15 protein-coding genes are annotated in these 13,047 nt (G+C 68.2%); 5 read left to right on the plus strand and 10 right to left on the minus strand.

The window, feature by feature from the left end:
* Positions 1–64: 64 nt before the first annotated feature.
* Both BJ987_RS32525 and BJ987_RS32530 read right to left on the minus strand, forming a co-directional pair.
* A complete protein-coding gene (locus BJ987_RS32525) occupies positions 65–1,843 on the minus strand; it encodes a penicillin-binding transpeptidase domain-containing protein (protein ID WP_209896873.1) in 1,779 nt (592 codons plus the stop codon).
* 25 nt (positions 1,844–1,868) lie between these two features.
* The gene (locus BJ987_RS32530) at positions 1,869–2,729 is read right to left on the minus strand and encodes an arylamine N-acetyltransferase family protein (RefSeq protein ID WP_209896874.1); all 861 of its coding nucleotides are present in this window, start codon (positions 2,727–2,729) and stop codon (positions 1,869–1,871) included.
* Positions 2,730–2,840: 111 nt separating this feature from the next.
* On the opposite strand from BJ987_RS32530, the gene BJ987_RS32535 reads away from it, so the two are divergent.
* The 3 genes from BJ987_RS32535 to BJ987_RS32545 are packed head-to-tail and all read left to right on the plus strand — an operon-like array spanning position 2,841 to position 4,598.
* A complete protein-coding gene (locus BJ987_RS32535; protein ID WP_209896875.1) occupies positions 2,841–4,019 on the plus strand; it encodes a winged helix DNA-binding domain-containing protein in 1,179 nt (392 codons plus the stop codon).
* Positions 4,020–4,059: 40 nt separating this feature from the next.
* On the plus strand, positions 4,060–4,290 hold the full coding sequence (locus tag BJ987_RS32540) for a hypothetical protein (protein ID WP_209896876.1): 231 nt from the start codon (positions 4,060–4,062) through the stop codon (positions 4,288–4,290).
* Positions 4,287–4,598 (plus strand): hypothetical protein, encoded by a 312-nt coding sequence (locus BJ987_RS32545; protein ID WP_209896877.1) that lies wholly within the window; start codon positions 4,287–4,289, stop codon positions 4,596–4,598. Before BJ987_RS32540 ends, BJ987_RS32545 begins: the two co-directional genes overlap by 4 nt.
* A 3-nt stretch (positions 4,599–4,601) precedes the next feature.
* Here the strand turns inward: BJ987_RS32545 and nadC are convergent, their stop codons facing one another.
* From nadC to nadA, 3 genes are all read right to left on the minus strand, one after another.
* A complete protein-coding gene (gene nadC, locus BJ987_RS32550; protein WP_209896878.1) occupies positions 4,602–5,462 on the minus strand; it encodes a carboxylating nicotinate-nucleotide diphosphorylase in 861 nt (286 codons plus the stop codon).
* 61 nt (positions 5,463–5,523) lie between these two features.
* On the minus strand, positions 5,524–7,176 hold the full coding sequence (locus BJ987_RS32555) for an L-aspartate oxidase (protein WP_209896879.1): 1,653 nt from the start codon (positions 7,174–7,176) through the stop codon (positions 5,524–5,526).
* 155 nt (positions 7,177–7,331) lie between these two features.
* Positions 7,332–8,375, minus strand: a complete 1,044-nt coding sequence (nadA, locus tag BJ987_RS32560) for a quinolinate synthase NadA (protein ID WP_209896880.1) — start codon at positions 8,373–8,375, stop codon at positions 7,332–7,334.
* A gap of 184 nt (positions 8,376–8,559) precedes the next feature.
* Here nadA and BJ987_RS32565 point away from each other — a divergent pair, with 184 nt between their 5' ends.
* Entirely contained in the window at positions 8,560–9,237 is a 678-nt protein-coding gene (locus BJ987_RS32565) for an NUDIX hydrolase (protein WP_372446960.1), read from the plus strand.
* Between the two features lie 133 nt (positions 9,238–9,370).
* Here BJ987_RS32565 and BJ987_RS32570 read toward each other — a convergent pair whose 3' ends face one another.
* From BJ987_RS32570 to bioB, 5 genes are all read right to left on the minus strand, one after another.
* Positions 9,371–9,544, minus strand: a complete 174-nt coding sequence (locus BJ987_RS32570) for a hypothetical protein (protein WP_209896882.1) — start codon at positions 9,542–9,544, stop codon at positions 9,371–9,373.
* 80 nt (positions 9,545–9,624) lie between these two features.
* Positions 9,625–10,158 carry a DUF1353 domain-containing protein gene (locus BJ987_RS32575; RefSeq protein WP_209896883.1) on the minus strand — a complete coding sequence of 178 codons (534 nt, stop codon included), beginning with the start codon at positions 10,156–10,158 and terminating at the stop codon, positions 9,625–9,627.
* Between the two features lie 93 nt (positions 10,159–10,251).
* Positions 10,252–10,992 carry a DUF2567 domain-containing protein gene (locus BJ987_RS32580; RefSeq protein ID WP_307869829.1) on the minus strand — a complete coding sequence of 247 codons (741 nt, stop codon included), beginning with the start codon at positions 10,990–10,992 and terminating at the stop codon, positions 10,252–10,254.
* Entirely contained in the window at positions 10,992–11,219 is a 228-nt protein-coding gene (gene bsaP, locus BJ987_RS32585) for a biotin synthase auxiliary protein BsaP (RefSeq protein ID WP_209896885.1), read from the minus strand. Before bsaP ends, BJ987_RS32580 begins: the two co-directional genes overlap by 1 nt.
* A 57-nt stretch (positions 11,220–11,276) precedes the next feature.
* Entirely contained in the window at positions 11,277–12,290 is a 1,014-nt protein-coding gene (gene bioB / locus BJ987_RS32590; RefSeq protein WP_209896886.1) for a biotin synthase BioB, read from the minus strand.
* Positions 12,291–12,401: 111 nt separating this feature from the next.
* On the opposite strand from bioB, the gene BJ987_RS32595 reads away from it, so the two are divergent.
* Positions 12,402–12,986 (plus strand): TetR/AcrR family transcriptional regulator C-terminal domain-containing protein, encoded by a 585-nt coding sequence (locus tag BJ987_RS32595; protein ID WP_209896887.1) that lies wholly within the window; start codon positions 12,402–12,404, stop codon positions 12,984–12,986.
* The last annotated feature ends 61 nt before the right edge of the window (positions 12,987–13,047 follow it).

The following is a 13,047-nucleotide window of genomic DNA, read 5'->3' on the forward strand; positions in this document are numbered from 1 at the left end:
GCTCCGCCTCAGGATGCCGATAAATTCCGCCCAGATCGGGCCGAATCCCGTCGCCGCAGGTGGGCTATCGTCGCGCGCGCAACATCCGGCCCGCCGCGTCCACCGCCGGGCCCGAACTGCCCGCGTCACTGACGAAGACGGCGAAGGCGAGATCGCCCTCGATGCCGACGAACCAGCCGTGCGCGTGCGTGTTGTCGCCGTACTCGGCGGTGCCGGTCTTGCCGAGCAGACCGGGGATATCGCGCAACTGGGTGGCCGTACCCCCGGTGACGGTTTCGCGCATCATGGTCTTGATCTGGTCCGGGACCTGTGCGGGCAGCGCGGGCGGGGCCTTGTCGGCGACACCCGGCTTGCCTTGGACCAGAACGGGATTCGGGACCGAACCGCGTGCGATGGCGGCCGCGACCAGCGCCATACCGAAGGGTGACGCGGTCACCTGACCTTGACCGATGCTGGATTCCACGCGCTGGGCCGGGGTGGTCGCGGACGGCACCTTGCCGGTGACGGTGGTCAGCCCAGGTGTGACGTAATCCACACCGAGACCGAGCTGCGCGGCCGCGTTCGTCAGCCCGTCCGCGGGCAGCCGGACGCCGAGCATGCCCATGGTGGTGTTGCAGGAACGGGCGAACGCGGTGTGCAGCGGCACCTGGCCGAGATCGAAGTTCTCGTCGTTGGGGATGCGGCGACCCTCGATGTTTGCCGAGCCGGGGCAGGGCAGCACCGAATCCGGCGTGGTCTCCCCCGACTGCAGCGCGGCGGAGACCGTGACGGTCTTGAAAGTCGACCCCGGCGGGTAGAGGCCGGTGAGTGCGATCGGGCCCTGGGCATCGGCGGCGGAATTCTGGGCCAGGGCAAGCACATTGCCGGTGGACGGTTGCAGCGCGACGATGGCGGCCGGGGTGTTCAGCGCGGACAGTGCGTCCTTGGCGGCGTTCTGCAAGTCGATGTCGAGCGTGGTCGCGATATCCGGGGCGGGTTTCGGGTCCGGGCCCGCGACGCGTTCGGTGCCGGTGGACGTTTGCGCGCGCACCGCCCAGCCCGCGGCCGCGTCGGCGTCCTGTTGCCACAATTCGGCCAGACCGGACAACACCGGCGACGCCTGCGCCTTGTCGACCGTCAACAGCCGGGTCTGCGGTGCCAGGGTGACGCCGGGGACCGCGGACAGGGCGGCCTGGATGGGCGCCAGGTCGGCGGCGCGCAAAGTGATCGCGGTGATCGATTTACCCTGAGCGGCGGCCAGTTCGGCGTCCAGCGACTGGGCGGTGATACCCGCGTTGGTCGGGGCGAGGGCGGCGGCGACCGCCTCGGTGTTCGCGCCCGGCGCGACGGTGACCACGGTGACGATGTGCTGGGTCATCAGTTCCCCGCCCGAGGAGTCGAGGACGCGCGCGGCCTTCGGATATGCGGGGGAATAGGTCAGGGGGCCGGACGCGAGGCCCGGCGCGACGGTCGCCGGATCCCATTTGATCTTCCAGCCGCCCGCGTCGGTGGCGGATCCGGTGGTCGTATAGGTCCACTCGTTCTTGCCGTCTTTGCCGAATTTCCACTTGGCGGCGAGGGTGAAGGTGTTCTCCTCGGCCGACGCGACGTCGAAGGTGACCTCTTTGCCGAGACCCTCGTACAGCTGGGTCAGGGCGGCGGTGGCCTTGGCGGGATCGTCGGTGAGGGCGGCCGCCGCGGCGACGTCGTCCCGGTTCAGGGCGGCGGCGAACTCCCCGGCCACCGTGTCGGGTTGATCCGGCCCGGAGCTACACCCGGCGAGCGCGAGCGCAGCAGCGGCGAACAAGACGCTTGACTTGTAGTGAGTGCGCACCCCCGCGACTGTATCGGCCGAGATCGACATCGCTGGTCAACCGGGACGCGAGAGTTCAGTCCCGCCAAGGAGCCTCGGTGAGTTTCGCCGCGTCGGCCGCCGGGAGATCGATGTCGAACACCTCGGACAACAGCTTCGGCAGCTCGGCGGGTTCGACCTGCCGCACCTCGCCGCCGCCGTCCGGGCGTTCGGTGATGAAGGTGAGGTCGTCCAGGACGAAATGCACCTCGGGATGGAAGCGCTGGACGAACGGACGCGTGGTGAACGGCGAGTTCGGGGAGGTGGAGACGAAGTGGTTGCCCACCCGGAAGTCGATCCGGTACTGCGGGTTCAGGGTAAAGGTGTATCGGTCGACCCAACCGTCGCGGCCGAACTGGTGCAGTATCCACAGCTCGCTGCCGAGTTCTCCGCTGGTGCGCTCGAGCCGGAACCGCCACTCACCCGCGGTGAATTCGCCGGGTGTGGGGGTCAATTCGATCGCCCGCAGCGGTCCGGCCCCGAACCCGACATCGACCAGCCAGACGCGGTCGTCGTCGGAGGTGGTGACGCGGAGCAGGGCATGGGTGGCCGGGCGCAGTCCTTCGGCGCCCATCGTGACCCGCCCGCTGAGACCGGTCACGCCGAAACCCAGCCGCTCCAGCACCGCCGCGAACAAAACGACGTTCTCGTAGCAGTAGCCGCCGCGCCGGCGGCGAATCAGTTTGTCCTGCAAGGTTTCCAGATCCAGCCCGATACCGCGGCCCAGGATGATCTCCAGGTTCTCGAACGGAATCGAGGTGGTGTGCAGGTAGACCAGCGTGTGCAGCGTCTCCGCGGTGGGTTTGCAGGCACCGTCGAAACCGATGCGCGTCAAATAGGCGTCCAGATCCAGGTCCGCGCCGCTCCAGTAGTAGGACGGGTCAGTGGGCTCGGTCATATCTGCGTACCTCGCTTCGTCGGTCCGGGTGTTCGTCGATGACAACTACCGCACGCCCGCGACTTGTTCCTGACGCACCGCGGGCCCTCGGATACCGCTACTCTTTCGCCTATGCGTTCGATCGATACCGCGCAGCGGCGGGCCCGCATCGGCGTGCGGCACCGCCTCGCCTACGAGCACCGGGCGGGCGACGCCGCCGAGATCGCCCGTTCCATGGTCGTCCTGCACGCCACCGACCCGGCGACGGTATACCTCTCCGTCGGCGCGCGCGGATCGGACCTGGTGCCCGCGGATGTCGAGAAAGCGCTCTACGACGACCGCACCCTGCTGCGCATGCTCGCCATGCGGCGCACCATGTTCGTTGTCCCGACGGAACTGGTTCCGGCCCTTCAGGTTTCCTGCGCCGACGCGCTCGCCGAGAAGCAGCGACGGGCCTACAGCAGATACCTCGAACAGTCCGGTCTCATCGAGGGCGACGTCCGGACCTGGCTCGAAGAGGTCGAAGCGGAAACCCACCAGGCGCTGCTGCGTCTGGGCACCGCCACCGGAGCACAGCTCGGCAAAGCCGTGCCGCGGTTGCGCACGCAGGTGAATCCGAGCCCGGAGAAGTCGTATTCGAAGCCCACCAACATCACCACGTGGGTGCTGGTCACCTTGGGCGCGGAGGGTCGCATCGTCCGTGGCCGGCCCAACGGCGGCTGGACCAGCAGCCAATACCTGTGGGCCCCGATCGAAGCCTGGCTGCCCGCCGGTGTGCCCGAGGTCCCGCTCGAAGTGGCTCGCGCCGAATTGGTCCGTAAGTGGTTGTCGGCGTTCGGGCCCGCTCCGGTCGCCGACATCAAGTGGTGGACCGGCTGGGGTCTCGGCGAGGTCCGCAAGACCTTGGCCCGGCTGGATATCGTCGAGGTCGATCTCGACGGTGTCACCGGTGTGGCGCTGGCCGACGACCTCGACCCGGTGCCGACCCCCGCGCCCTGGGCCGCTTTTCTTCCCGCCCTGGACCCGACCCCCATGGGCTGGCAGTCCCGCGAGTGGTACCTCGGCTCGCACGCGCCCGCACTGTTCGACCGTAACGGCAATATCGGGCCCACGGTCTGGCTCGACGGCCGCATCGTCGGCGGCTGGGCGCAGCGTAAAGACGGCGAAATCGTCTGGCGCCTACTGGAAGACGTCGGCGCCGACGCCCTCGCCATGATCGAAGTCGAGGCGGCTCGCACGGCGACCTGGTTCGGCGACGTCCGAGCCATCCCCCGCTTCCGCACCCCGCTGGAGCGTGAGCTCACTGCCTGAGCATCGACTCGAGCGCATCGGCGACTGTACGATTTGCTGTATGACGACTCGCCTCAACATCACGCTTACCGATGTGGTGGCCGAGAAGCTGCGCGCCGCATCCGGCAACAAACCCAGCGAATACATCGAGCGGGCGGTGACCCGGCAGATGCTCGCCGACGATCTCCGGAAGTTGGCGGAGTGGGAGAAATCCAATCCGTCCGACCGGGCGTGGCAGCAGGCCAACGATGCGACCGCCGAGGAGATTCTCTTCGGACGGGCGGGCGAGTGAGCCACGGTCAGGGCCAGATCTGGAAGACCGAAAGCCGGCTGACCGGCATGGTCGGACAGGTCGTCATCGTCGACAGCGACCTCATCGCCGAAGCGCGGTCGCGGGTGGCTGTCGCGCCGGTACGCCCGGCACGTGAGGTGCCCCGGGCGCTGCAGCTCCTCACCGCGGAATTGCCGGACGGTGCCGCGGTGGCGGTCTACGACCTCGCGGTCGTCCCGAAGAACACCCTCACCGAGAACATCGGTGCGATCCCCTCGGCCGCGCTGGATCAGCTGAAGATCGCCCTGCGCGCCCGCTTCGACATCTAGCGGCTACATGTCGAGGCCGAGGTCGAGAACTCGGACGGAGTGGGTGAGCGCGCCGACGGCCAGGTAGTCGACTCCGGTGCGGGCGTAGTCGGCCGCCACGTCGAGGGTGAGGCCGCCGGAGGATTCGAGTGCGGTGGTCGGCGATGTGGCATTGCGACGCTGGACGGCGGTCTGGGTCTGCCAGAGCGGGAAGTTGTCCAGCAGCACCAGATCGACATTTTCCGCCAGCACGGCGTCGAGTTGTTCGAGGCTGTCCACTTCGACTTCGCAGGCGATATCGGGGGCCAGTTCGCGCACGGCACGCAACGCGGCGGTGACCGAGCCCGCCGCGACCACATGGTTGTCCTTGATGAGGGCTTCGTCACCGAGACCCATGCGGTGGTTGACGCCACCGCCGACGCGAACCGCGTACTTCTGCAAGGCGCGCAGGCCGGGCAAGGTTTTGCGGCTGTCCCGGATTTTGCACTCGGTGCCCTCGACCGCGTCGACCCAGGCCGAGGTGGCGGTGGCGATGCCCGAGAGGTGGCAGACCAGATTCAGCATGGTGCGCTCGGCGGTGAGCAGCCCGCGGGTGGGTGCGACCAGGCCCAGAACGGACTGGCCGAGTTGGATGCGGGTGCCGTCGGGAACACGGTCGGTGACCTCGTAGTTGCCGGCGCCGATCACCTCGTCGAGGACGAGCAGGCCGACGTCGAGGCCGGCGACGGTGCCGGGCTGGCGGGTCACGACCGAGGCTTTGACGACTGCGTCGGCGGGGACGGTGGCCATGGTGGTCACGTCGGGGCCGTAGCGCAGGTCCTCGTCGAGGGCGGTGCGGATCAGCGCGAGCACCTCGTCGCGGTCCAGGGTGGGATCGAGAGCCATCAGCTCACTCCTTCTACCGTCCGGCACACCCGAATCGGTGGGCACCGGTACGGATTTCGGGTCATGGGCGGGTCAGGGCCAGGCCGGTGGGGATCATCGGGGCCTGGAGGTCGGGGTGACCGTCGGGGTCCAGGCTGATCGGGATGCTGTGCCGCAGCGCCTCGACCGGCTCGGGATAGTCGGATCTGGTGTGGCAACCGCGGCTTTCGGCGCGGGCCGCGGCGGCCAGCAGCAGCACCCGCGCGGTGAGTGTGAGGGCTCCGTCTTCGAGTTCGGAAATACGCTGTGCGGCGACAGCTTTCGATGTCATCGCGGTGACCGGTTCGACCGGAGGCTTGTCCCCGTTGGCCATTCGGCTCGACATATTGCGCAGAACAGCGCGTTCCAGGCGGGCCGCCGCCTCGGTGAGGCCGGTCTGATCCCGTACCACGGCGGCATGTGTCGTCATCACCTGCTGTAACGCCGATCGGTCCACGCGCGGCATGGTGTACGAATGGATGTCCGCGACACCGCGTTTCGCCTCCAGTCGTTCGACGGCCGCCGATCCGGCGCGTTCACCGACGACCAGGCCTTCCAGCAGACTGTTCGACGCCAAGCGGTTCGCGCCGTGCAGGCCCGTACGCGCCGCCTCGCCCGCGGCGTACAAGCCCGGCACTCCGGTGCGGCCGTGGGTGTCGGTGACGATGCCGCCGCATTGGTAGTGCGCGGCGGGGGCGACCGGGATCAGCTGAGCGCTCGGGTCGATGCCCGCCGCGAGACAGGAGTCGGTGATCGTCGGAAAGCGTTGCGCGAAGCCGTCGATGGCGCGGCCGTCGAGGAAGACGTGGTCGGTGCCGAGTGCCCGCATTCGCGCGGAAATGGCTCGGGACACGACATCACGAGGGGCGAGATCGCCACGTGGGTGCATCCCGGCGGTCACCGAATTACCTTCGGAATCGACCAGAATCGCGCCCTCACCACGCACGGCCTCACTGATCAGCGGACGCCGCCCCAGCCCGCCGGGCGTGTACAGCACGGTCGGATGGAACTGGACGAACTCCAGGTCCGCCACCGAAGCGCCGGCTCGCAACGCGAGCGCGATGCCGTCGGCGGTGGCGCCCGGCGGGTTGGTGCTCAGCGCGTACAGCTGGCCGAGACCACCCGTGGCCAGTAACACCGCCGGGGTGTGCACCACCCCGAATCCGTTGTCCGACACCGCTAATACGCCACGCACCCCGGTCGGTCCGGTGACGATCTCACAGGCCGCCGTGCCGAAGAGGACCGGCAGTCCCGCCGCGTTCAGTGCCCGCTGCACCTCCGCCCCGGTGGCGTCACCGCCGGCGTGGATGATCCGCCGGGTGCTGTGGCCGCCCTCGCGGGTGCGGGAAATCTGGCCGTCGCGGCCCAGATCGAAAACCGCACCGAGATCGGTCAGAGCCGCGACCGCCTCCTGACCGCCTTCGACAATGGATCGGGTCGCGTTCACGTCTACGAGACCGGCTCCGGCTTCGACCGTGTCCAGGACGTGTGATTCCACCGAGTCCTCCAGCGGCGCCACGACGGCGATACCGCCCTGCGCGTATTGCGTGGCGGTATCGGTGGGGCCGCCCTTGCTGAGGATGAGTACCCGCAGTCCGCGCAGCGAAGCTGTGCGCGCCGCGGTCAGACCGGCGACGCCGCCGCCGATCACCACCAGGTCGGCTTCGGCTTCCCAGCCGATGGATACCGAGGTCATAATTTCCGCACCTTCTCGTGCTCGCGCCGACGAAACGGGGTCAGCGAATCCCCTTGGCGCACCGGCACACAGCGCGCCCTACCCGGCACGATCGATGCGGCCGGCCGGACCGGTGATCGGTGCCGCGCCGGTGCGCGTACGCACCGGCGCGATCATCACTCGCCGCCGCCGGGGTTACCGATCTCGATCATCCGCTGCACCGAATTGCGGCCCAGCGCCGCCATTTCCGGATCGACGTGCACCTCGTCGGCGCCCTCGACCAGACAGCGCAGCAGCGCCGCCGGAGTGATCATCTTCATGTAGGGGCAGGAGGCGCGGTCGTTCACGGCCTGGAAGTCGATGTCCGGCGCGGCTTTACGCAGCTGGTGCAGCATGCCGATCTCGGTCGCGACCAGCACCTGGGTCGACTTGGCTCGCTTGGCCGCGTCGATCATGCCGCCGGTGGACAGGATGTGCACCCGGTCGGCCGGGAAGGAGCCCTCCCCCGCCAGATACAACGCCGAAGTGGCGCAACCGCATTCGGGGTGCACGAACAGTTCGGCGTCGGGGTGGGTGCGCGCCTGCTCGGTGAGCTCCTCGCCGTTGATGCCCGCGTGCACGTGGCATTCGCCGGCCCAGATCTGCATGTTCTCGCGGCCGGTCACCCGCTTGACGTGCGCGCCCAGGAACTGGTCCGGCAGGAACAGCACTTCACGGTCGGGATCGATGGAGGCGACGACGTCGACCGCGTTGGACGAGGTGCAGCAGATGTCGGTGAGCGCCTTCACCTCGGCCGTGGTGTTCACGTAGGACACCACCACCGCGTCCGGGAACTCCGCTTTCCAGGCGCGCAGATCCGCGGCGGTGATGGAGTCGGCCAGGGAACAGCCGGCGCGCTGGTCCGGAATCAGCACGGTCTTGGTGGGACTGAGGATCTTCGCCGTCTCGGCCATGAAGTGCACCCCGCAGAACACGATGGTGTCCTCGGGCGCTTCGGCCGCGATGCGCGACAGCGCCAGCGAGTCGCCCACATGGTCGGCGACGTCCTGAATCTCGGGCAGCTGGTAGTTGTGCGCCAGGATCGTGGCGTTGCGCTCGCGGGCGAGGCGCTTCACCTCCTGCACCCACTCCGGCGTCGCCTCGACACCGGTGTATCCCGACGGACCGTCGAACACCTGCCCCATCAGCGGAGGCGCCGTAAACGCACCCATGCTCGCCATGATGGCTCCCTTCCTGCGGCAACCGCGTCACCATCGACGGGCTCACCCTTGTGTCGCGCGTTCGGCCTCCTCGCCGATTCGCACCAAACCAGGTTTTCGACTTACAATCGAAAACGTGGCCCATAGTAGCACCATTCACGAAACGCTGACCGCGGTGTTCCAGGTTCGCCCCGTCGATCCGGCCATCGCCCCAGGTCGAGGCGATAACACCGGCGTACGACGGTGTGCACCCGACCAAAAGCACGAACTTTCGGTCCTACTGTGGGAACGCGCCCTCGACCCCCAGAAGGGCACCTGGTCACTGCCCGGCGGACGGCTGCGCGACGACGAGGATCTCGACGCCTCCGCCGCCCGGCAACTCGCCGAGAAGGTCGACGTGCGCGAACTCGCCCACCTGGAACAGGTGTGGGTGTTCAGCGACCCGCACCGCGTCCCCGGAGCCCGTCGGATCGCCTCCGCCTACCTCGGCCTGGTGCCCCTGACGGCCGACCCCCGGCTGCCGCCGGACACCGCATGGCACCCGGTCTCCGCGCTGCCCGCGATGTCCTTCGACCACGGCACCGTCGTCTCGCATGCCCGCACCCGCCTGGCCGCCAAACTCTCCTACACGAACATCGCCTTCGCCCTGGCCCCGGAGCGCTTCACCATGTCGACACTGCGCGAAATCTATTGCGCCGCCCTAGGTTACGACGTCGACACCACCAACCTGCAACGAGTCCTGACCCGCCGCAAGGTGATCACCCCCACCGGCGCCACCGCCCCACCCGGCCGCGCCGGTGGCCGCCCCGCCGCCCTCTACCGCTACACCGACTCCGAGATCCGGGTGACGGACGAGTTCGCGGCGCTGCGGCCGCCGACGTGACAGTCGACGTCGCGGTTCCATCGGAGACATGCTGGAGATCCAGCCTCCACGGGTTCCCCAGTTCTTGAATTAGATCGGTTATGTGCAGGTCAGCGGCGCACACAGGAGTTCCGGACCGGACGGCGAGGACGACTCAGCCGTCGTTGCGATGGCGGTGCTTGCGAGTACGGCGATATTGCCGGTTACTCGGAATCGGCTGGGCGGCATTGGAACGCCGCACCTCGTGCCGCATCTTCCACGCGGTCAGGTCCGGGCGTTCCGCCTGCTGTGCTGTGCCTGCAGCACTCGCACTGTTCGTTCGCTTCATGTCCGGACCTCCTCTCACACGCTGAAGCCACGGTAGCCGGGCAGGTTCCCATGCTCCACCGAATTTCCGGCGGGCAGCGCTCAAGCCGTCTTCATCTGCGGCTGCGGTGGAGGGGCCGCGGTGCGACGGCTCAACCGCGCGACGGCCCAGAACACCAACTCCACCAACCAGAAGATCCACAGGAACACGCTCACCACGAGCACGGGAACAGCGAGGAACACCACCGAGGGTGTCGCCACCAAGACGAACCGGCCGAGGTCGCCGGGTGTCGCGCCCGCCAGCCGGTTCGCCGAACGCACTGCGGCCCACATCATCCAGCGTCGTGGCACGGAGACTCCCAGTTCCCGCAGCGCGCGCCGGAAGATCCCGTCGGCGTCGGCGGTGCTGACCACGTGGGAGTGCAGCAGGTAGTCGTGCAGGATGGCGGCGCGGGTGTAGGCCCCGTAGCGCGGAATCAGCCACACCAATGCGCGTGGCACGGAAGCGAAGTCGGTGCGGAATCCCGCGGGCACGGTGAAGTCCTGGCTCTCGCCCTGGTAGACCACCGGTTCGGCGAGCTTCCAGAATTTGGCGTCGAGTTCCTCAACAACCGGGCCGCTACCGATGAACGCCACGACTCGTTCCTCCTTGAACGCACAGCGTGTAACCCAATTTTAGGGCGTTCTGGTACGACTGTGCCCACAGCGGAGCAACGGTTCGGCCAACAGTCAGCGGGTAGGCCGTGACTCGCGCACCGAATCGGTGCCGCCACGGTAGGAGGTGCTGCCGTCGGGGTATTCCACGGTGCCGTCGGCGTAGGTCACCGAGCCGTCGGCGCCGTGCGCGACCGGCTCGTCGTAGCGGGTCGGGGGCCAATCCCCGCCGGCCGGGAAATCGAGTTCCGGGCCCTGCGTGCCGAACGGTCCGGCGAAACCGGTGCCCAGATCTTCCGAGGAACTGAACGCGGCGAGAAACATCAGCAGCAGCGACGCGACCAAGGGCTGCACGATCAGCGCGAGCGAACTGCCGACCCCGGGCGCCAGCGCGATGATCTGACCGACCGCCGGGTCCGCGGGCCGCGGAAAACGCCATTCCGCAACGGTTTCGCCGAACCACTTCATGGCGTAGGCGCCGATCAGCGACCCGAGCAGCAGCCCGAGTTGCATGAGCGGGCCGCGCACCGCCCGCCATCGCCACGCGGCCACCGCGGACAGCACGCCGGCGACGAAACCGAGGCAGACGAAGATCGCGAGCGCGTCGAATTGGTGCGTGCTCTCGCCCGTCAGCGGAGCGCCGCGGCCCGGTTGGGTGACGAGCAGATGCTCGGCGGGGGCGAGGAAACTCCATCCGACGCCACCGACAATACCGAGCGTCACCACCGCGGCGCCGATCAGCAGCGCCGCACGCACTTCACGCCGGACGCCGAAAGCGACCGGCCCGTACACCACTCCGCTGCCGGCGGCCGGCACTAGCGGCGTTCCAGACTCGTCGAGTCGAGCACTCCGTGCCGGGAGCATTTGGCCCACCAGCCATCCGGGCTCACCTGCACGATCATGCGACGCCCACAGTGCTCGCAGAAACGCGGCGGCTCGAGCCCGAGCGCGGCGGCGGCCGGAACCGCGTCTTCGAGTCCGGGCACGATCCGCTTCCCGGTGAACGGGTTGTAGCGCTCGTCCGTGTTGTGCGGAAGCTTCATGTTTTGAGGAAGCACAGCCATGACATTACCCACCCTGTTCTACCGGAGGCCGCTGGCTCACAGAGTTTCGTTGAGCGCCTTGATCGGCATCTTCAGCTCGCCGAGCAGATCCAGGTCCGCTTCGGCCGGACGGCCGAGAGTGGTCAGGTAGTTGCCCACGATGACGGCGTTGATGCCGCCGAGGATGCCCTGCTTGGCGCCGAGGTCACCGAGGGTGATCTCGCGGCCGCCGGCGAAGCGCAGCATGGTGCGCGGCAGCGCGAGCCGGAACGCGGCGACGGCGCGCAGCGCGTCGGAGGCGGGCAGCACCTCGAGGTCGCCGAAGGGGGTGCCGGGCCGGGGGTTGAGGAAGTTCAGCGGCACCTCGTCGGGTTCGAGTTCGGCCAGCTGCGCGGCGAATTCGGCGCGCTGCTCCAGACTTTCGCCCATACCCAGGATGCCGCCCGAGCACACCTCCATGCCAGCTTCGCGCACCATCCGCAGGGTGTCCCAGCGCTCCTCGTAGGAGTGCGTGGTGACCACCTTGGGGAAGTGCGATTTGGCGGTCTCGAGGTTGTGGTTGTAGCGATGCACGCCCATGGCGGCGAGCTGATCCACCTGGTCCTGGGTGAGCATGCCCAGCGAGCAGGCGACCTGGATGTCGACCTCGTTGCGAATGGCTTCGACACCGGCGGCGACCTGCGCCATCAGCCGCTCGTCGGGCCCGCGCACGGCGGCGACGATGCAGAACTCGGTGGCGCCGGACTTGGCGGTCTGCTTGGCGGCTTCCACCAGGCTCGGGATGTCGAGCCAGGCGGCGCGCACCGGCGACTGGAACAGGCCCGACTGCGAGCAGAAGTGGCAGTCCTCGGGGCAGCCGCCGGTCTTGAGCGAGATGATGCCCTCGACCTCGACCTCGGGACCGCACCACTTCATGCGGACCTCGTGCGCCAGGGCCAGCAGATCCTCCAGCTGGTCGTCGCCGAGTCGAAGGACCTCGAGCGTCTGCTCCTGGGTCAGGCCGACGCCACGCTCGAGCACCTGCTCGCGGGCGATCGACAGAATCGAGGTATCTACGGGTGCCTGGGTCACTGCGGGAAGTCCCTTCGTCCGGCCGTGCACGAGGTCTCCGTGCAACTTGAACGGTGTTCAGGCTAGGGTAGGTTCGAGAGTGAGTCAAAACACGTGCGGGAGGAATAGGCGTTGCAACTGCATCGGGCGGACGTGGTCGACGGGGCGATCGCCATCCTGGACCAGTACGGCCTCGCCGACCTGACCATGCGGCGGCTGGCGGGCTCGCTGCAGGTGCAGCCTGGTGCCCTGTACTGGCATTTCCTGAACAAGCAGGCGCTGCTCGGCGCGGTCGCCGACAAAATCCTCGCGCCCATGGAGGATCCGATCACCGCCACTGAATGGTCCGGCCAGATCAGCGAATTGGCGCACCGCCTGCGGAACTCGCTGCTCGCCTACCGAGACGGCGCGGAACTGGTATCGGCCACCTACGCTTCCCGGCTGACCACCAGCAAGGGCCGGGAACGCTTCGTCAGCGCCGCGATCCGCGCGGGCATGCCCCGCGACGAAGCCGAACTCACGGCGTTCACGCTGCTGTATTACGTGCTCGGGCACACCGTCGACGAACAGTCGCGCATGCAGATGGACTCGGTCGGCGCACTGCCCGACGGTGCCTCTCCGCTGGACGAGAATGCCGACCCGACAGCGCGTTTCGACTTCGGCCTGCAACTGTTCGTGGCCGGCGTGCGGCATCTGCTCGGCACCGGCGTCCGCTGAGCGGTTGACACCTGCCCGCCGGCTGACTGGAATGACGGCGATTGTGGCCGAGAGTCAGGAG

The sequence above is a fragment of the Nocardia goodfellowii genome (genome assembly GCF_017875645.1).
Lineage (GTDB): Bacteria > Actinomycetota > Actinomycetes > Mycobacteriales > Mycobacteriaceae > Nocardia > Nocardia goodfellowii.

What these genes read in the sequence shown, in the direction of transcription:
- BJ987_RS32570 (WP_209896882.1), bottom strand. Translation starts at nt 9,544, where the DNA reads ATGAAGCGAACGAACAGTGCGAGTGCTGCAGGCACAGCACAGCAGGCG.
- BJ987_RS32525 (WP_209896873.1), bottom strand. Translation starts at nt 1,843, where the DNA reads ATGTCGATCTCGGCCGATACAGTCGCGGGGGTGCGCACTCACTACAAG.
- BJ987_RS32530 (WP_209896874.1), bottom strand. Translation starts at nt 2,729, where the DNA reads ATGACCGAGCCCACTGACCCGTCCTACTACTGGAGCGGCGCGGACCTG.
- BJ987_RS32535 (WP_209896875.1), top strand. Translation starts at nt 2,841, where the DNA reads ATGCGTTCGATCGATACCGCGCAGCGGCGGGCCCGCATCGGCGTGCGG.
- nadC (WP_209896878.1), bottom strand. Translation starts at nt 5,462, where the DNA reads ATGGCTCTCGATCCCACCCTGGACCGCGACGAGGTGCTCGCGCTGATC.
- nadA (WP_209896880.1), bottom strand. Translation starts at nt 8,375, where the DNA reads ATGGCGAGCATGGGTGCGTTTACGGCGCCTCCGCTGATGGGGCAGGTG.
- bsaP (WP_209896885.1), bottom strand. Translation starts at nt 11,219, where the DNA reads ATGAAGCTTCCGCACAACACGGACGAGCGCTACAACCCGTTCACCGGG.
- BJ987_RS32540 (WP_209896876.1), top strand. Translation starts at nt 4,060, where the DNA reads ATGACGACTCGCCTCAACATCACGCTTACCGATGTGGTGGCCGAGAAG.
- BJ987_RS32555 (WP_209896879.1), bottom strand. Translation starts at nt 7,176, where the DNA reads ATGACCTCGGTATCCATCGGCTGGGAAGCCGAAGCCGACCTGGTGGTG.